This window comes from Hyphomicrobiales bacterium (assembly GCA_039973685.1).
Classification (GTDB): Bacteria; Pseudomonadota; Alphaproteobacteria; order Rhizobiales; family JACESI01; genus JACESI01.
In genome coordinates this window covers 66,243-85,131 of the sequence record JBDWKL010000054.1, presented here as the reverse complement: position 1 = coordinate 85,131, position 18,889 = coordinate 66,243, and the positions used below count along the sequence as shown (strand labels likewise).

General features: G+C 48.3%; 15 protein-coding genes. 10 read left to right on the top strand and 5 right to left on the bottom strand.

What is annotated here, in order from left to right:
* The 4 genes from ABJO30_15150 to flaF all read left to right on the top strand — a co-directional run.
* A partial coding sequence (locus tag ABJO30_15150; GenBank protein ID MEP3234162.1) for a flagellin occupies positions 1–168 on the top strand: 168 nt, incomplete at its 5' end.
* 183 nt (positions 169–351) lie between these two features.
* Entirely contained in the window at positions 352–1,497 is a 1,146-nt protein-coding gene (locus ABJO30_15145; GenBank protein ID MEP3234161.1) for a flagellin, read from the top strand.
* Between the two features lie 126 nt (positions 1,498–1,623).
* Positions 1,624–2,064 carry a flagellar biosynthesis repressor FlbT gene (flbT, locus tag ABJO30_15140; protein MEP3234160.1) on the top strand — a complete coding sequence of 147 codons (441 nt, stop codon included), beginning with the start codon at positions 1,624–1,626 and terminating at the stop codon, positions 2,062–2,064.
* Entirely contained in the window at positions 2,036–2,365 is a 330-nt protein-coding gene (gene flaF, locus ABJO30_15135; GenBank protein MEP3234159.1) for a flagellar biosynthesis regulator FlaF, read from the top strand. Before flbT ends, flaF begins: the two co-directional genes overlap by 29 nt.
* A gap of 108 nt (positions 2,366–2,473) precedes the next feature.
* On the opposite strand, the gene ABJO30_15130 is transcribed toward flaF, so the two are convergent.
* Genes ABJO30_15130 through ABJO30_15120 form a run of 3 tightly spaced genes read right to left on the bottom strand, consistent with a single transcriptional unit; the run spans position 2,474 to position 7,270 of the window.
* The gene (locus ABJO30_15130; GenBank protein ID MEP3234158.1) at positions 2,474–3,979 is read right to left on the bottom strand and encodes a hypothetical protein; all 1,506 of its coding nucleotides are present in this window, start codon (positions 3,977–3,979) and stop codon (positions 2,474–2,476) included.
* 8 nt (positions 3,980–3,987) lie between these two features.
* Positions 3,988–5,832, bottom strand: a complete 1,845-nt coding sequence (gene flgK, locus ABJO30_15125; protein MEP3234157.1) for a flagellar hook-associated protein FlgK — start codon at positions 5,830–5,832, stop codon at positions 3,988–3,990.
* Positions 5,833–5,887: 55 nt separating this feature from the next.
* Positions 5,888–7,270, bottom strand: coding sequence for a flagellar hook-basal body complex protein (locus ABJO30_15120; GenBank protein ID MEP3234156.1), 1,383 nt, complete (start codon positions 7,268–7,270; stop codon positions 5,888–5,890).
* 253 nt (positions 7,271–7,523) lie between these two features.
* On the opposite strand from ABJO30_15120, the gene ABJO30_15115 reads away from it, so the two are divergent.
* From ABJO30_15115 to ABJO30_15095, 5 genes are all read left to right on the top strand, one after another.
* Positions 7,524–8,045, top strand: a complete 522-nt coding sequence (locus tag ABJO30_15115; GenBank protein ID MEP3234155.1) for a histidine phosphatase family protein — start codon at positions 7,524–7,526, stop codon at positions 8,043–8,045.
* 32 nt (positions 8,046–8,077) lie between these two features.
* Positions 8,078–9,532: a YcjX family protein gene (locus tag ABJO30_15110; protein MEP3234154.1), complete on the top strand. Its 1,455-nt coding sequence runs from the start codon at positions 8,078–8,080 to the stop codon at positions 9,530–9,532.
* Positions 9,529–10,668, top strand: a complete 1,140-nt coding sequence (locus ABJO30_15105) for a TIGR01620 family protein (GenBank protein MEP3234153.1) — start codon at positions 9,529–9,531, stop codon at positions 10,666–10,668. Before ABJO30_15110 ends, ABJO30_15105 begins: the two co-directional genes overlap by 4 nt.
* Positions 10,665–11,885 carry an MFS transporter gene (locus ABJO30_15100; protein MEP3234152.1) on the top strand — a complete coding sequence of 407 codons (1,221 nt, stop codon included), beginning with the start codon at positions 10,665–10,667 and terminating at the stop codon, positions 11,883–11,885. The genes ABJO30_15105 and ABJO30_15100 overlap by 4 nt, the downstream gene beginning before the upstream one ends.
* A gap of 108 nt (positions 11,886–11,993) precedes the next feature.
* A complete protein-coding gene (locus ABJO30_15095; GenBank protein MEP3234151.1) occupies positions 11,994–12,617 on the top strand; it encodes a DUF922 domain-containing protein in 624 nt (207 codons plus the stop codon).
* A 2-nt stretch (positions 12,618–12,619) separates the two neighbouring features.
* Here the strand turns inward: ABJO30_15095 and ABJO30_15090 are convergent, their stop codons facing one another.
* Positions 12,620–12,940 carry a 2Fe-2S iron-sulfur cluster-binding protein gene (locus tag ABJO30_15090; protein MEP3234150.1) on the bottom strand — a complete coding sequence of 107 codons (321 nt, stop codon included), beginning with the start codon at positions 12,938–12,940 and terminating at the stop codon, positions 12,620–12,622.
* 109 nt (positions 12,941–13,049) lie between these two features.
* Complete coding sequence (locus ABJO30_15085) at positions 13,050–13,430, bottom strand: Hpt domain-containing protein (GenBank protein MEP3234149.1); 381 nt, start codon at positions 13,428–13,430, stop codon at positions 13,050–13,052.
* Between the two features lie 448 nt (positions 13,431–13,878).
* Between ABJO30_15085 and ABJO30_15080 the strand changes: the two genes are divergently transcribed.
* Entirely contained in the window at positions 13,879–18,837 is a 4,959-nt protein-coding gene (locus ABJO30_15080; GenBank protein ID MEP3234148.1) for a hypothetical protein, read from the top strand.
* Positions 18,838–18,889: the final 52 nt, after the last annotated feature.

Sequence of the window (18,889 nt, the reverse complement as noted above, 5' to 3'; positions counted from 1 at the left end):
ACATCAAACCTCATCAATACACTTGAGGCTGGTGCCGGTGACTTGACACTTGCTGATTTGAACGAAGAAGGCGCAAACCTACTGACACTTCAAACACGTCAGCAGCTTGCTTCTACATCGCTCTCATTCGCGACACAGTCAGACTCATCAGTTTTGTCACTCTTCTAGGTTTTGGCCTAGATTCTCGACGAAAACGAAGAAAACCAAATCGAAGACAGAAGCGGAGGCAGTAATGCCCCCGCTTTTCTTTGGTCTGAGCACAAATGTAAACACATTATTAACCATAGTTAGACATCTTTAGGTAACATCTGAGTCGCCCCACGTCGGCGAACTGTCCAAACGGAGCCTATTATGTCTGAAATCAATCTATCTTCAGCCGTTAGAACCAGTCTAGTTTCACTGCAATCAACGGCAGAACTGCTGAACACAACACAAGAACGTCTCGCGACGGGCAATAGAGTGAACTCAGCGCTTGATGATCCAACGGCATTTTTCACCGCTGCGGCCCTCAACAATCGCGCGAATGACCTTTCAACATTGCTAGATGCCCAGGGGCAAGCGATTAGAACCGTTGAAGTTGCCGATGATGGTTTAACCGCCATTGAAGCATTGGTTGATAGTGCCAGAGCGCAAGCAACCGCAGCTCTTCAAACAGAAGATCCTGGCGCACGGGCCATTGCAGCGGAAGCATTCGATGATATTTTACTGCAAATTCAACAACTTGCGGACGATGCCTCATTCAATGGCACGAACCTACTTGAAGGCGACGACCTTCAAGTAATTTTCAACGAAGATGGCTCATCAAGCCTGACTGTGGAAGGCATTGACTTTACAAATGCTGCCGCAGCCCTCGGTCTTAATGCTCAATCATCCCCAGCAGTCACAACGCCTCAAACTGATGCAACTGTAGACACGACAAGTGGCTTCACATTTGCAACTGGCGATACAATCGATATTTCCGACGGCACGACGACCATTGGAACAATCACACTTTCAGATGTTGGTGCAACCTCTGCAGCAGACCAAATTGATGCAGCGATTACAGCCGCTGGTGCTGGTTCAACAATTTCAAATGCGGCGGGTGTTTTAACATCAACAGCTGGTGATATTACAGTCACTCAAGCTGGATCAGCAGCCGTCACTGAAACAAGTGCAGACGCTGGCAACACTGCATTCGTTGCAAGCACAACAACAGGCGGCAGCTTCGCAACAGATGATGCAATTAACGCGACTTTGACAGCGATTGACGGCGCATTATCAACGCTTCGTTCATCTGCTGCGTCCCTTGGTGCTGACCTTTCTACAATTCAGATCCGCCAAGACTTCACATCACAGCTCATCAATACACTGGAACTTGGTTCAGGTGATTTGACGCTCGCTGACCTCAACGAAGAAGGCGCGAACCTACTAACACTTCAGACCCGTCAGCAGCTTGCTTCTACATCGCTCTCATTCGCGACACAGGCAGACCAGTCGGTCCTCTCGCTCTTCGGTTAAAACTTCAAAAACACGCTCCTAACTGTGTTAATCGGGGATGCTTTGCATCCCCGTTTTTTTATGCGCACAAGTTCCCTTGTAAGGCGTGTATACTCAGCGAAATTCAACGATTCGCTGGGGTGTGCCATGCCATTAAAAGTAGAACTAAAACCAGGTGAAAAGATCATTTTGGGCCGAGCTGTGATCACCAATGGCGATCAACGAACACGCTTCACATTGGATGGCGACTCCCCTCTCCTTCGCGAAAAGGATATTCTAACTCCTGAGAGCGCGGACAGCCCAGCAAAGCTCATCTATCTCGCTGTTCAAATGATGTATTTAGAGCAAGATATCGACAAACATCACCAACATTATTTCAAGCTCGTGACCGATGTTTTATCCGCAGCACCTAGTCTTTCTGGCGATATTTCAAACATCAATAATCATATCTTAACGGGTAACCTCTATAAAGGATTGAAGGACGCTAAGTCTTTGATTGAAAAAGAGGAAGAGCTACTCAACCATGTACGGACAAACAGCAGCGACGGCCTATCAGACGATGGCCAAAAAGGCAACGACACCGCGTGAACTTGAAGCCGAAATCCTGACAAAGGCGGCCAATAAATTTTACCAAATCGCCAATAATTGGGAAACTGAAAAGAAGACTTTACGCGACGCTCTTCAGTATAATCAAAAGCTTTGGACAATCTTTGTTTCCAACGCAACTGACCCTGAATGTGACTTGCCACATGCTCTGCGAAACAACGTTGCCAATCTCGGCGTATTTGTTTTTAAGCGTACCGCGCAATTGATGGCGACGCCAGATAAAGACATGCTTCAAATTTTGATCACCATCAACCGCGAGCTTGCAGCCGGTTTAAGAAGCTAGATCAAAACAAAGCGCAAAACATATGAAGCCGCCTAATTAGGGCGGCTTTTTTATTGGGAAAATTACTGAAACTCAACGCAAATAATGCGTCTATTCCACCGCTATTGATTAGATAAAGTTGATGAGTGATAGCTCGCCAATACGCGCTGACGCGGTAAAGCTTGCTTCAATCTGCGTCTGCAATGAAAGCAACTGCACAGCGACCTCGGTCGGATCAGCGATCTCAACATCCTCACGAATGCTATCGAGTGTATTAATCGCTGCAGCATGGCGCAGATCTGCGTTGCCTGAAATAACCTGCACACCAACAACTTCTTGAATGACAGATTGAATAGAAGGCGCTTCTGTTTGAACGGAAAGTTCTTGCGAAGTGCGGCTTGCAAATGCGGAGTGAATTGCCTGATTTTGTTCATCAGACCCAGTTGTGAAGTCTGCAATCGCGAAGGCAGCAAGAGACGTAATGCCAGCACGCAAGGCGTCTTCATTTGCACGCAGACCGTATTGGACCGTGATATTTTCATCGACCCGTGTGGTGATGCCAGCACGTGGATTATCCGTGTCATTTTGTCCTAGATAATATTCGACCGTATCAGCTGGTGTACCGGCCACAAGACCGATTGCCGTTTCAGGGCTTCCAGGCGTATCAACACGTAGTGGCAGCTGGCCACCAGCTGTATTGAAGAAGCCTTCAGCAGCTTCAATACGTGATACCGCATTAAGTTCAGTGTTTGCAGCAAATTGCAATTGGCTCGTAATGGCTGCTTGGAAGTTTTCAGCCGTTTCTTCTGGTGTCGACCCAACAACAAAACCACCGTCATTGGTTGGAAAATCAGAGACAAAGACTTCGACATTTGTCCGTGAACCATCCGGCAGGTCTAAGAATACTTGAAGGCTCTCACCCACTTGTGGTTGCCCTGTAAACTGCACATCAAGGCTTGCCGGTTCGGTGCCATTAATCGCAGCCGTCACGTTGGACAAACCACTATTGACGGTAGAAAGATCAAACCCAAAATTTGTTGCAGAATCTTCTGTAATTGAAACTGTGTCTGTTACGCGCGTCACATCAAGACGGCCCAGACCAGAAACACCTAAGTCAGCAGCCAAGCGTTCGTCTGTTACCTGGCTCAAGCCAGCACGCACCCCATCGCCATTCAAAACAATATCGAGGTCTTCCAACGCAGGTGTCCCGACCTGATTGCCACTAAAAATATAACGGCCATCTGATTGAGCGTTCAACAAAGCAAAAGACTCAGTCAGCAACGCATCAGCAGTTGACTGTGTGAAGGTTTCACCATTGCCAAGATCAATGAAATTATTCGGATCAATTGCGTCCCGCGCTTCAATGCGGATCGCTTCCAACCGCTCCAAAGATAGGCCCGTAATATCAACCCGAATGTCCAAACGCTGAATATTCGATTGGAATGCTTCAAGTTGAGAAATATCTTGGCGCAGAGAAATAGACTGGGTGCGAGATGATCCAAGTCCGCCATAGGTATCGGCTCGTTCACCTGTCGCAAGCTGACGGTTTAGGTCTGACAAGCGATCCTGATTTTGGATCAAAAGGTCAGAGCGAATAAAGCTGGAACCAGAAAGGAGTGAGTTGGAAATTGCCATTATACTTCCTATCGAACCGCGTTGAACAGAGCGTCTGCGAGATCTTGAATTGTGGTCAACACCCGCGCGTTGGCTTGGAATGCTTGTTCAAGCTCGATCAAACGAGCAAGTTCCACGTCAATGTTTACTTCCGATTCTGATTGGAAAATCGATTGAACATTGTTGAACGAAATCTGCGATGCATCGGAAGCATTTTGTGCTGATTCAGAACGCTGACCCTGTGTCGAAATGATCGTTTGCAGGAAATCTGCAACCGTCGTTGTAATCGGATTAGAGGCAGAACCAATTCCAGTGTCTGGCGAAATTGTTTTTAAATCATCGTTGATCTGTTCGAGGACAAAATCAACACGCGATGAATCGCCCGAATTGCCGACCCCAGAAGTGAACTGCGATAGAAGTGATGGATCAGCCAAAACCTCATCAGATAATTGAATACGACCAGCATACCCAACTTGCGAACCATTGGCCCCAACTTCATTTGTGAAAGTGTCGCCACTCGCCCCATCTTGGAAAAGAGCAAAAGCAACCCCGTTATCAGTGAACCCGCTATTCGTGATATTAGCAGAAAGAGCACCAACAGATGCCGCACCAGCTGTCGTAACAGACAAGGTTGTGCCAGTTGTTGCAAATGTAATGCCGTTGGTGGGCAACTCCGCGTTAAGCGCGGCTTGAATGTCAGCAGCCGCCGTTGGCGAATTAAAGTCTACGCCGATGACGATGTCATTTGGATTAGCTGTAAAATCACTATCTACAGGCAACAAGGAAGGGTCACTGACCTGCACCAGCGTAACACTCTGTGTTTGTCCGGTTGCATTTGTAAAATCGAGAGACACTTCATTGCCATCAACGATGCCGGCTGTATCAACAGCTAATCCACCTGCGACAGCAGTCGAATCAACATCTACATTCGAGATGGCCAAAGAAATTTGCGCGGCAAATGCATCAAGCTGGCTTTGCACTTCAACCAAAACATCATCGCGAATTTCACCATAAGCTGCAATGGCACCTTCTTGAACGCCGATCGGACCCAACAGATTTGTGCGAACATTGGCGCCCAACGAAACCGTCGGGTTGAACAATGTGCCATTTTCCGTTGATGAATTGGCAACGACTGTCCCCGCTTGCGTAAAGTTCAACTGCGCTGCACTTGAACTGAAAAGCGTAAGGCCTGTCGTGGTCGTAATGTTCACGCCATTATTGGCAGTCGGCGTCACCTCGATGTCGATGAGCTGCGCTAATTGGTCGATAAATTGGTCACGTTCATCTTCTAAAAATGCTGAGTTTTCTGACGCAGACCCGTTGGTCAAAATTCGACGGTTTACCTCTTCAAGGCCAGCCAAAGCATCATTTGCTTGGGCAATACTTTGCTGAATTCCCAAGTCTGCTTCTTGCCGCAAATCTTGAATTGTATTTGAAAGGCTATTCAGCTGGCTGGTGAAGACTTGAAGGTCATTCACAGCCTGAATTTGCGCATTAAAATCTTCAGGCGATGTTGAAAGCGCTTCAAGCGATGCAATTGCATTGTTGAATGTTGTATCAATCGCTGTTGGCTCCCCAGGGGAACCGAAGGCAGAATCGAGCCGGCCTAAATAGTCTGCAGTGATACCGTTGCCAACATTTACGCCAGCAAGTGACCGAGCTTGGGATTGAACTTCTGCGTCCAAGACCCGTTCAACTTCGCCTACCCGTACACCATTAACACGGTCATCGGAAACGAGAGCCGTTTGGGAGATGGTCTTTCTTGTATATCCCTCAGTTTCCGCATTCGCGATATTGCCCGCAACCACGTCCAGACCACGCTGGGTGGCGTTTAGGCCCGCTAAAGAGATATTGAGTGATTGAGAAAGGCTCATTGTTTGTCCCTAGATTGCATCCCACCTCATTAAAGGTGGGATGCAATTCCATTATCTATCGGATGATGTTGATGACCTCTGAGAGAAGTTCATCGCCAGTCGTGATCACCCGTGAGTTGGCTGTATAGGCCTGCTGGGTGATGATTAGCTTTGTAAACTCATCAGCAATGTCAGTGTTGGAGGCCTCCAATTGGCCGCCCAAAATACTACCGGTTGCTCGCAAAATTGGATCGCCTGATGCAACAGTTGCAGAAAACGTACCGCCGCCATCAACACGCGCCAAACCAGAATCGGCATTAAAAGAAGCAAGCGCAATTTGCGAGATGTCGACTGTTTGGTTATTCGTGAAAGTTACAGTTACCCGGCCACCATCATTAATCGCCACGCTTTGGAATGAACCAGCACTTGAACCATTTGCAGTAGCCGAAACAGCAGCTGTCCCGTTACCATTTTCAAATTGGGTAAGTCCCGATCCGGCAAAACGCAAATCAACGTCGCCAATTTCTGAGCCATCAACCGTTAGGGCTGGAATAGTGACCGAACTAAAAGCGGGAGAAAGCGCGCCATCTGCATCATAGGTAAAGTCTTGAGGAACAAGGACATAAGCATCATCGGTTGGGCCGGCATCGCTAGCCGAGCGGTAGTAAAGGTTATATGTGTCAACCGTACCAGCTGCCGGATCAGCATTAGCAGTTTTCGCGAAACGCACTGGCACGTCGAATGAGGCGCCAAGTGAGTTGAATACTTCAAATGATGGACCAGCAATCGTTGTTTCGATGAAATCATTTTCGTCAGCGCCCGAAATTGTTGCAGCACCTGATAGGGCTGGAAGGATCAACTGATCGGCAGGATCAACACCAGTGACAGGGTCAGCGTTAGCTCTCGAGAATTCGGTCGATGGACTGGCTGGCAAGTTGCCAGAAATCGATACTTCCGTTGTCGAGATAGCTGGGAAAGTTACAGATTCATCAATTTGGATTGGCTCCAATAGGCTGCCTGTATTACCTTGTGCATCCACGTTAAAGCCTTGCAGAACAAAACCTGCACCATTTTGAAGAAAGCCTTCATTTGTTCGGGAGAAGTCGCCTGCACGAGTATAAAGATCACTTCCTGTAAAAGTAGTGACCCCGTCGATAACGCCAGTCGGATCTTGAACCACAAAATATCCATCGCCTTGAACTGCGATATGAGTATCAATATCAGATTGCTGCAAATCGCCTTGAATATCATTTGTAGCGCGAGATGAAAAAGTAACAGAACCTGCCACCTGATTTGCTTGCGTAGCGGCGCTGCCAGCTACTTGTTCAAAGAAACTCGAATCTTGTCGTTTAAAACCCGTTGTTTGCGAGTTTGCGATATTCCCAGAAATATTCTCCAGCGCTGAGCCTTGTGCTCTCAAACCGGAAACTGCTGTATTCAACGCACCAAATACACCCATACTATCTACCTCATGTACTTTCTGCGGTGATAAGCGCCGCAGTTCAAATTGCCCTTGCCACGCTGTTTGCAAGCATTGGGCCAATTAGCGACATTTCGATTAATCGATTAAATTCAATGGGTTATACAAATTCGCGATAGAAAAAACATGGCACAAGCTCGGCACATAAGGCCTAGCATGGTGAAAAAGCGGCAAAATTTGCCGAGCAAACTTTGCATTGACAGTGCCTGCTTTGCTCTCCTAACTGATGATCATGCGCACCTTAATTTTCCTTCGTCACGCTAAATCATCATGGGCTTTACCCGGTATTGACGACTTTGATCGTCCGCTCAATGAGCGCGGCAACAACGCAGCGCCACAAATAGCAAATTGGCTTGTAAGCGAAGGTATCAAGCCTGATGTCATTGTTTGTTCGTCGGCAAAACGCACGCAAGAAACGCTGGCCCATATGGAACCACTTTTTGGCCAAGAGACGGCAACCATCATGGAGCCTGATTTGTATCTCGCCCCCAGCAGCACCCTTTTTAGTTGCACGGAACAACTGGATGATACCTTCGAAACCGTAATGTTATTGGCCCACAATCCAGGTTTACATGACGCCGCCTTGTCTGTGCTTACGGCGGCAAGTAGACGCGAAAGTGGCGAGATGCGCTCGCGATTTCCAACCTGTGCCTGCGCGGTGGTTTCCCTTCCAATTAACAGCTGGAGTGAAATAACGACGGACATTGGCGAATTGAATGCTTATATGACACCAAGACGCCTTCCAACATCGTAGGCGACAAACACAATCAATTGCAGGGTAGTCGATTGAAACTAACAAATTTTGGAGATGACGCACGCATAGCACTGGAGAATTTCGGTGACTTTGCTGCAGGGTTTGTGAACCCAAATGTAAGGCTCGGCGTTACTGGCTTATCAAGGGCAGGTAAAACCGTCTTCATTACAACGCTTATCCACAACCTTGTTCATGGTGGGCGCCTACCGTTTTTCTCTGCGGTATCAGAAGGACGCCTGTCCAATGCTTACTTGCAACCGCAGCCTGACCATGCGGTCCCCCGTTTTGCTTATGAAGATCATGTCGAGCGACTGATCAATGATCTTGAATGGCCTCAATCCACTAATCGTATTAGCCAGATGCGCCTGACGATTGATTATGAATCGGCAAGTTTTTTATCTCGTGCCGTTGGTGGTGGGCGATTGCATATCGATATTATCGACTATCCCGGTGAATGGCTTCTCGATCTACCTTTGCTTGCAAAGGACTATGAGACATGGTCAGCAGAAGCGCTGGCCCTTGCAAAACTGCCCAATAGACAAAAGGCGGCGAAGGCTTGGATAGAGGCTGTGAATGGCTGTGATGCCAACGAAGAATTAGACGAGCCAAAAGCGCAAGAATTAGCTGAAGTTTTCACTAACTATCTGCGTGACTGTCGAACAGATGAGAATGCCCTATCCCTTCTACCTCCGGGTCGCTTTTTGATGCCGGGAGATTTAGAAGGCTCTCCAGCGGTCACTTTTGCTCCGCTTCACAAACCAGCAGGGACGCCTTTCCGCTCTTCGCTCTGGTCTTTGATGGAACAGAGGTACGAGGCTTACAAACAGGTCGTCATCAAGCCGTTTTTCCGCGATCATTTCGCACGGCTTGATCGTCAAATTGTACTGGTCGATGCCCTGCAAGCCTTAAACGCTGGCCCCGCCGCTGTGCAAGATCTTGAAGCAGCGATTTCAGAAATTTTGACGTGTTTCAGACCAGGGAAAGCCTCTTGGCTCTCTTCCATTCTTTCGCGGCGCATCGACAAAATATTATTCGCGGCAACAAAGGCTGATCACCTGCACCAAAGCGAGCATGATAAACTTGAAGTCCTGCTTGAGCAGTTGGTCTCGCGCGCCATTAAACAAGCCCAATTTGCAGGCGCAAAAGTTGACGTGCTTGCCCTCGCTTCAGTCAGGGCCACACGGGAGGCTGTTTTTAAAGAAGACGGCGAAACGCTTAACTGCATTACCGGCTTTCCCATGGCTGGCGAGGAAATTGACGGCATCACCTTCGACGGAGAGACGGAGAAAGCAATCTTCCCCGGCTCGCTGGATATGGACCTTGGGAAAATGTTGAAGCAAGAAGGCGATGCAAATTACAATGACCTTCAGTTTGTCCGCTTCCGACCTCCGCACCTAGAAAAGACCGCAGAAGGCCTGACCCTATCCTTGCCCCATATTCGTTTGGATAGAGCGTTAGAGTTTTTGCTGGGAGACAAAGTGGCATGAGTGACGAACCAGCAAAACGAAAAAAACCACGTGTGTTTGACGTGCCTGTAGACGGCGCGTCAGTTGAGGAAAAGACACCGCAAGCCAGCTCTAAGCCAAAACGCAAAGCCGCGCCGAAAGCTTCCTCTAAAACAAGTGCACGAACGACCAAAGCCAAAGCAACACCAGAAGACGACCAACTTCGTCCTCGGGCGCTAAATCTGGCAGACGTTGAGCTGACCAATCAGGTCATTGACCAAATCGACGATGCACCTATCCCCACCGACACGCCGCGCAGTCGCTTCAGTTGGGGCGGTGTTCTTTTCTCAGCCCTTGGTGCTCTTGCCATGCTTGCTATCGGCCTTGCCGTGGATGAGCTGGTAAGAGGTCTCTTTACACGCCACGAATGGCTTGGCTGGTTTGCTCTAGCCCTCACCATTCTCGTGATCATTGCCACGCTTGTTATGATCATCCGCGAACTCGCCGCACTCTTAAGGCTGCGCAAAATCGAAAACCTTCGCAGTGATGCTGAACAGGCGTTTTTAGAAAACGACAAGAAAGCAGCCAACAAAGTAGAAGCCGAAGTAACCTCGCTCTATGCAAGCCGCATTGATCTTGCAGGCGCACGCAGCGCTTATTCAGCTTATGAAGGTGATATAATCGGTCCCGCAGACCGTATTCGCCTGATTGAAACGGAATTACTTTCACCGCTTGATAACCGGGCAGAAGAACTGGTGATGAATGCGGCCAAACGAGTGGCGATTGTCACCGCCGTATCGCCACGTGCGTTGGTTGATGTCTTATATGTACTTGCAGAAAACTTGCGATTGATCCGCGCCCTGTCTGAACTTTATGGCGGCAAACCGGGTATGGTCGGCTTTTGGCGGTTGACGAAATCAGTGGTCAGTCACCTTGCCATAACAGGCGCAATCTCCATCGGGGACGGGCTAATGCAGCAAATGGTTGGGCATGGTCTGGCAGCAAGGTTGTCTGCCCGTTTTGGTGAAGGTGTTATAAACGGGTTGCTGACAGCCCGCATTGGTCTAGCCGCCCATGATATTTGCCGCCCTGTGCCCTTTCTTCATCGGGAAAGACCCAGTATATCAAAATACTTGAACACCCTCGTAGGTCTTGCCGGCTTGGACAAATCTAAATGATAAAGAAACTCACCCAAGGTGGCTGGCGCACTCCTCTTTTGATGTTGATCATCATGCAGATGGGAATGCAATTTTCTTTCGCCTCTTGGTTTGTGATGATCAAAAACTTCGCCGTTGATGAAGTCGCTTTCACTGGTTGGGAAATCGGCATTCAAGAAACCATCCGCGAAATACCGGGCTTCTTGTCGTTTCTTGCAGTCTACTTCTTACTGTTCATGACAGAACGCGCCTTGGCCATCGGCTCACTTTTCATCATGGGTTTAGGCGTCGCGATCACCGGTGCTTATGATAGCTTTTATGGCCTCATGATCACGACCTTCATTATGTCGGTCGGTTTTCACTATTATGAAACCTGCAACCAATCGCTCTCGCTCCAGTGGTTAGAGAAGAAAACCGCAGCCCGACAAATGGGCCGCATTGTATCAGCTGGCGCCATGGCAGCGCTTGCAGCCTATGGGTTGGTTTTTGTTATTTGGAAAGCCCTAGATCTTTCTTTCCTCTCCGTCTTTGCAGCCGCAGGTGTCGTCACCATGATTGCCGCCGCCGCTGTTCTCATGACCTTCCCAAAATTTGAGATTGGGCCACCACAACGCCGCCACTTGGTGCTGCGCAGTCGCTATTGGCTCTACTACGCCCTCACCTTCATGAGCGGCGCGCGTCGTCAAATATTCATTGTCTTTGCAGCCCTAATGATGGTGGAAAAATTCGATTATGGCGTTGAGCAAATGGCAACGCTGTTTCTCATCAATGGCGTTGTCAGCATGGTGCTTGCGCCACAAATTGGCCGGATGATCGACAAAATAGGCGAACGCAACGCCCTTATCATCGAGTACATCGGCCTGTTCTTCGTCTTCTTCTCTTATGCCTATGTGACGACTGCCGAATGGGCTGCGGCCCTTTACGTAATCGACCATGCCTTCTTTGCGATGGCCATTGCGATGAAGACCTACTTCCAGAAGATCGCCGATCCGCAAGATATAGCACCAACAGCTGGCGTTGCCTTTACGATCAACCATATCGCGGCAGTCTTCATGCCGATATTCTTCGGACTGTTATGGCTTTATTCGCCTGCAGCCGTGTTCTTGTCAGGTGCTGCTATGGCAATTATCAGCTTAATCCTGTCCTTGATGGTTCCACGTAATCCGCACGAAGGCCAAGAAGTAACTGGTCCCTTTTCAGCGCTAGGTAAACATGCCGCTCCTTCGCCTGCAGAATAGGCGCGATTTTACCGAGTTTACGATGATCACCAAAATATTACGAACCTCCCCTTGATGAAGCTCAATCCCCTGTTAGGTTTAACCCCAGATTGGTGAAAGAGAATTTCTATGTTTGTAAAGAAAATAGCGATTGCTGTAATTTCAGCCGGCTTAGTGAGTAGTCTCGCAATTACTAGTCTGGGCGCTTCTCAAGCAGAAGCGGCGACGCAGGGCGTTAAATTCAAGCAAAGCTTCAAATATTTTAAAGTGCGCGGAAAGACTTCTTTGGAAATCTTCCGAGACTTTCAAAAGAGATCACCGATCAAAGGGGTTGGCAATCATCAGGCAACATTGGGTGTCGCCAGCATTAAATTGTCGCCTAATGTTAAATTCGAAGAGAAAAATGGGCGTTGCAGGGTACAAAAATCAAAAGTAACCGTAGACGTCGTCATTCACCTACCCCGTTGGGCAAATTATCGTCGTGCCAACAAATTTGCAAAACTGAGCTGGGACACTCTTTTCGCTGATATTAAAAAGCATGAATTGACACATGCAGAAATCGCGAAAGACTATGGCACTCGCATTCAAAAGAAGATTGTGAACTACGGATCACGTTCTAGCTGTTCCAGCCTTCAAGCGGCAATATCGCGCAGTTCTAATCGGCTTTTGAAAAAACACGATCGCGCTCAACGCAAATTTGATCGGGTGGAACAGAAAAAGATGATCCGCGCGCGCCGTAAAGCTCGGCTTTAAATTTACGCTTGCGTTTCTGGGATACGGATAATCAAACCATCTAGTTCGTCAGTAATACGCATTTGGCAAGATAGGCGTGATGAAGGCTTAATTTCGTGTGCGAAATCAAGCATATCTTCTTCCATTGCTTCTGCAGACCCAGCTTTAGCAACCCAAGTCTCATCCACATAAACGTGACACGTGGCACAAGCACAAGCACCACCACATTCCGCATCAATGCCTGGAACTGAGTTCTTTAGAGCAGCTTCCATGACGGTGCTGCCTGTATCAGCTTCCACATCAAAGCTCTCACCAGAATGTGTGATATAAGTAATTTTCGCCATGTCGCCTCACAATAGTTCCGTCCAACAATTTGTCAGTTTGACATAAGGATAGTTAGCCTCATGTCAAGCATATTAGACAACTAGTTTGGAAAAACCTTGGAACGAGCGACTAGATTTCATCCTGATCGAGGATCGAAACGATAAATTCGCAAGCCTCATCAAGTGCACTTTTCAGCGCTTTAACATCAAACGCGGTTTGGTCTTCAGCAGCGCTTTCAAGGTGAGCAGCAACATCTGCAACATCCCAAGCACCAATGTTTCGTGCAGACCCTTTTATTGTATGAGAAGCAGCAAACCGCTCTTCATGGGTCTTCGCATTTTCAACACGGTCCATGTAAACGTCCATTTGTGTCAAAAACAAACGCAATACTTCTTGCTCAAGAGAGCGATCGCCCAATGTTTGCTTTGCCAAATGAACTAAATCAATAGGACGAGACTGGCTTTGCAGCGCAACTTCAGCATCCATATTAAGAGCAACGACGGATCCCATATCAACCACCTTATAAAAATTCCCCTATAGGAAGAATGGCATCGTCAACCTAATGTCTGCTTAAATTTGGAGTGAAATGCCCTCGGATGGCGAAGTTCCGATTTCTATGGTGTACCAAAAGTTAAATTCGATAGAAAAATCCAGTACTTCCCACAGATTACGCAATTTTCTCTGCCTAAGTTTATTAACCATAAAACTGAACAGTTCAGGACAAATGATCGAAGGAGTTTTCAAATCCTTAACAAAGCGTTAATGTGCCCTGTGCGGAAACTGGTAAAGTGGTGAGGTAAGTATAGCTTTTAGAGGTTTTGGGGCAAAATTAGCGGTTTTCAAGTGCCCGCTTTAACCAATAACTTCTCCAAGGTATGACTTTTACCTCCTTTTTTGCTAACTACCGCCCACTATATACCATTTTGGTTTTGGTAATTGTTGCGTAAGGCGTATTGAAATGGCGAAGTCCAAAAAAGCTCCAGATCCGGCGAAAGCCGCAATTGATGCTGTAGAAGAGGCCCTGAAACTAGATTTTGGTGGGCCTGATGATGCATTAATAGATGATCTGGATTTAGATCTAGACGATGGCTTCAGTGACGATGGTGACTTGAAAAAGGCGCCAGCAATCGAGAACGCAACTCTAGCTGCATCCGCCAAAAAAGACCCAGCCAACGATGACCGCCGCACACTCGGCAATCTCGTATACGGTCTGCAAAAACGCCCATCATCCAGCCCGTTCTGGTTTGCATTCTTCATCTCGCTTATCTGGCTTGCAGGTGCTGCATTCTTGGGCTTCAAATATTTCGACGTAAATGTAAAATCATTCGACGACGCCCTCGCATTGTTCGATCAATCCTCAGCGGTTTTGTGGCTCGTGGCAACGATCGTCCCAATCCTGTTTTTCTTTATCATGGGCTTCCTAATTTGGCGTGCGCAGGAAATGCGCCTCGCTGCAAGCTCCATGTCAGAAGTTGCTCTTAGACTTGCCGAACCTGAAGACATCGCAACAGACACTGTCGTGCGTGTTGGACAGGCTGTGCGCCGTGAAGTCGCGGCAATGGGTGACGGCGTTGAGCGCGTTCTTGCTCGCGCGGGCGAACTTGAAGTTCTGGTCCACAACGAAATGATGTCATTAGAGCGTTCTTACTCAGACAACGAATTACGCATTCGCGGGTTGATTGATGAACTCTCCAGCCAACGTGAGGCGATTGTAAACAATGCTGACCGTGTTGGCTCATCTCTAGGTGCGGCAAGAGAAAATTTAAGCTCAGACATTTTGGCCGTCGGTGACAAAGTCAAAGAGAACCTTTCTGGCATTGCAGACAATGTCCGCTCAATGGGCGATGACATCAGCGCATCAATTACCGACAAAACATCGCAGATGACAATCGACCTCGGCTTTGCTGGGGAATCATTGGTTTCATCGCTTAACCGTGAAAGCGACCACATGCTTGAACGGTTGAATACAAGCGGCTCAGAAACCGTCGATCAACTGTCTAAAATCAGTGACGAAGTATCAAACAGCTTGAGCTCAAAAGGCGATGAAATTGTCTCAACGCTTACCAACATAAGTGGTGAAGTCACCGAAAGCCTTTCAACGAAGGGTGACGCGATTATCACTAATCTAACAGATGTTAGTGGGCAGGTAACACAAACCCTTAATTCCAAAGGCACTGAAGTTGCTTCAAACCTCGCCGAAATTGGTAATGCGCTTCGCGATGCTTTGACGGAACGGTCACAAAAAATTACCGCGACATTGTCCAATACGGGTGATGAGATTACGACCAATCTCACCCAACAAAGTTCTTCATTCACTGAGGCACTTCAATCAACAGGCCAAGCAATCACAGCCTCCATTGCTTCACAAGCTGAAGGTATTGGTGATGAATTGAAAACGTCCACCAACGCAATGATGGTCGACCTTTCTCTTCGCAGTTCTGACATCACAGAGCGCTTTGACGAAATCACAGAAAAAATCGCGACATCAATCTCCACACGTGGCGAAGATCTTTCAACAGACCTCAGCGCGATCAGCGATCGCATCGAAACACTGGTTGTGAAAGACGGCGGTGAGTTGGCAGAGCGTATTAATACGTCTGGCGAGGCTATCGCGAAGCTCATTGAAACACGCTCTGTATCGTTGTTGGATAGCATCGATGGAACAGCAGACACGATCAATGCAAAATTCGACGAAACTGGCATCTCGATTGGTTCGCAGATTGCCAATGTTGGCGAGCAACTTTCAACGGCCCTGAGCACACGCGGTGAAAACCTCAACCGTGCGCTTGCAGCGTCCGGCATCGAATTGATTACAAATATTGACAACAGGTCGAAAGACCTACGCGACGGCATCGACGAGCGTCTTATTCAACTGGATGAAGTTGTCGATACAAAGGGCAAAGGGCTCACCGACATGTTGGGTGAACGGGTTGGCCAAATGGACGACATATTCACCAAGCGCCTCAACGATATTGATGGGGCATTGGAGACACGTCTTGATGAAGTATCAGGTGCAATTGAAACTCGTATTTCAACAGTAAGCGATAATTTCGCGACCCGTGCTGGTGCCGTTTCTGAAGACCTTCAAGGCCGCTTGGATGCCGCAGCAGATAGCTTCAAAGCAAAATCTGAAGAGATCTCTGGCGAGATCGGGGATCGTGTTAAAACAATCGATGAAGCCCTCGATAGTCGTGGACGCCAAATCAGCGAAACACTTGTTAATCGGACCCGCGAACTTGCGGCAACGTTCTCAACAGGTGAGGAAGAATTGAACATTGCTTTGGAAGCACGTTTGAAGTCAGTTGGCGATACGCTGACAACACAAGCAGACGGTATAACCAATGCACTTGGCACCCAAGTTGATGCAATCAATGTAGATCTTGCCGATAAAATTGATCAGGTTACCGGTTCACTCGATGAGAAAACTGGAATTATCAAATCGCTCGTTGAAGACCAATTGGCCCCTGTCGCCAACCGCTTGGTAAGCGATACAGAAACCGCTCATCAGCGCATTCTCGATCTGTCAACAAACTCCAGCGAGAACTTCACTGCAGCAGCAGATCAAGCCGCAACCCTGTTTGCCTCTAAAACTCATGAAGCTGGCCAAACGCTTATCAGTGCACTTGGCGGCCTAAGTGATGGCATCCGTATGCGCGCAAGTGAATCGGCTGAAACGATTGAGCAATCGACAACACGACTTGAGCAGACATTGCGCTCTAGCACAGCTATTTCAGAAGAAACATTGGTTCGCCATGCCTCAGACATCGAAGCAATGCTTCGTGAGCGCACACAATCGCTAACAACGATCTTCAATAGTGATGGCGCGAACATGATCAACCAGCTGGACGAAAAATCTGGCGAAATGACGAATTCCATTGCGCAAACAAGTGCCAATTTGGCCAACCAAATCGACCAAACAAGTGCCAATTTGGCCAGCCAAATCGACCAATCAAGCGCAAGCTTTGTTGCCCAGATAGATGAGAAATCTGGCGAAATGACTGGTTCTATTGCTCAAACAAGCGCTAATTTGGTCAACCAAATCGACCGTTCAAGTGGTAGCTTGATTAGTCGGATGGATGAAAAATCGGGTGAACTCTCCAATACAATCACACAAACTAGCGCCACTCTGGCGAACCAACTCGATGAGAAATCTGGCGAGATGTATAACTCAATCAACCGCACAAGTGCTGCTGTTGTTGATGCAATGCAGGCTCAAGGTAGCCGTGTGATAGATGAGCTTACAAGTCAGATGGGTGACGTTAATTCAGTCCTCGCACGCATTGGCCAAACAAATGATGACCTGCGCACTGTCTTGGCAACAGCAGACCAAAACCTTGCTACCATTGAAACAGGCCTGACAAACCGCTCTGTTGAAATTCGCAATGCAGTGGCGCAAGCCGTTGGTCAAACCGATGAAGCCAACCAGCAATTGGCTGGCGAAATTGCGAAATTGCGTGAAGTCTCAGAACTCACAATTCGCGATACATCAGCCCTTGCCTCCCGCTTTGATGGTCAAAGTGAAGCACTAACAAACGCGGCCTCTATGTTGATCAACGCGGGTAATAATCTCGACAGCACATTGGATGATCGTCATCGTACAATCGAAATTCTATCGCAAGGCCTCGTAACAAAGAGCTCAGACATCGAAGAATTGATGCGCTCATTTGCAAACTTGATGGCAGATACAATCAAGCAAGCAGAAGACCGAGCAACAATGGTAAGTGCTGGCCTTTCAACCACGGCACAACAGGCAGCGCGTGACGTAGCAAACCAGCTTGATGAACTGCGCGCTGGTGCTAATGTTCAACTGAACGCAGCGGTAACTGAAGCCACAGAACGCTTCTCTGCGGCATCAGAAGAAATGCGCAGTGTTGCTCACTCTATCCAGAGTGACTTGCAAGCAACACGATCAGAAATCAAACGCGGTGTGTTTGATCTGCCAGAAGAAACAAAAGAGAGCACCGCGGCAATGCGTCGTTTGGTAAGCGATCAGGTACGTGCGCTTAACGATCTAACAGATATCGTCAACACACAACGTGACCGCCATACAACATCTTTGCCTCAACAAGCTGTATCAACACCAGCGCCAGTAGCAGCTGCTGCACCCGTGTTGGCAGCTCCTGTAGCGGCAACACCAGAGCCAGTGGCGCAAAAGCCAGCGCCTGCACCAGTTGCAGCAGCCCCAGCGCCTGCACCAGTTGCAGCTGCTCCAACACCTGCACCAGTTGCAGTTGCTCCAACACCTGCACCAACTCCTGCACCAACTCCTGCACCAGTTGCAAAAGCTCCTGAGCCAGCACCGGTTGCTCGCGCTCCTGAACCAGCGCCCGTTGCACCAACACCCGTTGTAACAGCGCCACAGCCTGCACCAGTACGCACGCCTGAAACGCCCGCTTTTTCACCCCGCGTAGAAGCGCCAACGCCGCAAGTTCCTCCTCAATCAGCCACTATTGCATCTCAAGAAGGTGGTTGGGTGACAGACTTGCTACGTCGCGCTTCAACAGAAGAAAATGCGGCAGCAACACCAGCGCAAGAAACAACAACAGCTCCATCGTTCGAACGGTCTCCAGAGCACATCATAGATTCGCTCTATTCACTGTCCGTGGATATAGCTCGTTCGATTGATCGTGATGGTGCTGTTGAGCTTTGGGAACGTTATCAACGTGGTGAGCGCAACGTATTCACCCGTCGCTTGAGAACGTTAGAAAGCCGCGAATTAAGCACTGAAATCAACCATCTCTACACAACAAACGCAGACTTTGCTGCAAGCATTGACCGCTATGTTGCAGACTTTGAAGTACTGATTTTGGAAGTATCAAAGAACGATCCTGACAATCGTCAGTCAGAAACCTATCTGAACTCGGACACAGGTCGCGTTTACACGATCTTTGCGCAAGCAACGGGTCGCTTCAGTTAGGCGATTATAGTTCAGAAACAAGAAAAGGCGGTGCTTGCGGGCGCCGCCTTTT

What these genes read in the sequence shown, in the direction of transcription:
- ABJO30_15145 (MEP3234161.1), top strand. Translation starts at nt 352, where the DNA reads ATGTCTGAAATCAATCTATCTTCAGCCGTTAGAACCAGTCTAGTTTCA.
- flbT (MEP3234160.1), top strand. Translation starts at nt 1,624, where the DNA reads ATGCCATTAAAAGTAGAACTAAAACCAGGTGAAAAGATCATTTTGGGC.
- flaF (MEP3234159.1), top strand. Translation starts at nt 2,036, where the DNA reads ATGGCCAAAAAGGCAACGACACCGCGTGAACTTGAAGCCGAAATCCTG.
- ABJO30_15130 (MEP3234158.1), bottom strand. Translation starts at nt 3,979, where the DNA reads ATGGCAATTTCCAACTCACTCCTTTCTGGTTCCAGCTTTATTCGCTCT.
- flgK (MEP3234157.1), bottom strand. Translation starts at nt 5,832, where the DNA reads ATGAGCCTTTCTCAATCACTCAATATCTCTTTAGCGGGCCTAAACGCC.
- ABJO30_15120 (MEP3234156.1), bottom strand. Translation starts at nt 7,270, where the DNA reads ATGGGTGTATTTGGTGCGTTGAATACAGCAGTTTCCGGTTTGAGAGCA.
- ABJO30_15115 (MEP3234155.1), top strand. Translation starts at nt 7,524, where the DNA reads ATGCGCACCTTAATTTTCCTTCGTCACGCTAAATCATCATGGGCTTTA.
- ABJO30_15105 (MEP3234153.1), top strand. Translation starts at nt 9,529, where the DNA reads ATGAGTGACGAACCAGCAAAACGAAAAAAACCACGTGTGTTTGACGTG.
- ABJO30_15100 (MEP3234152.1), top strand. Translation starts at nt 10,665, where the DNA reads ATGATAAAGAAACTCACCCAAGGTGGCTGGCGCACTCCTCTTTTGATG.
- ABJO30_15095 (MEP3234151.1), top strand. Translation starts at nt 11,994, where the DNA reads ATGTTTGTAAAGAAAATAGCGATTGCTGTAATTTCAGCCGGCTTAGTG.
- ABJO30_15090 (MEP3234150.1), bottom strand. Translation starts at nt 12,940, where the DNA reads ATGGCGAAAATTACTTATATCACACATTCTGGTGAGAGCTTTGATGTG.
- ABJO30_15085 (MEP3234149.1), bottom strand. Translation starts at nt 13,430, where the DNA reads ATGGGATCCGTCGTTGCTCTTAATATGGATGCTGAAGTTGCGCTGCAA.
- ABJO30_15080 (MEP3234148.1), top strand. Translation starts at nt 13,879, where the DNA reads ATGGCGAAGTCCAAAAAAGCTCCAGATCCGGCGAAAGCCGCAATTGAT.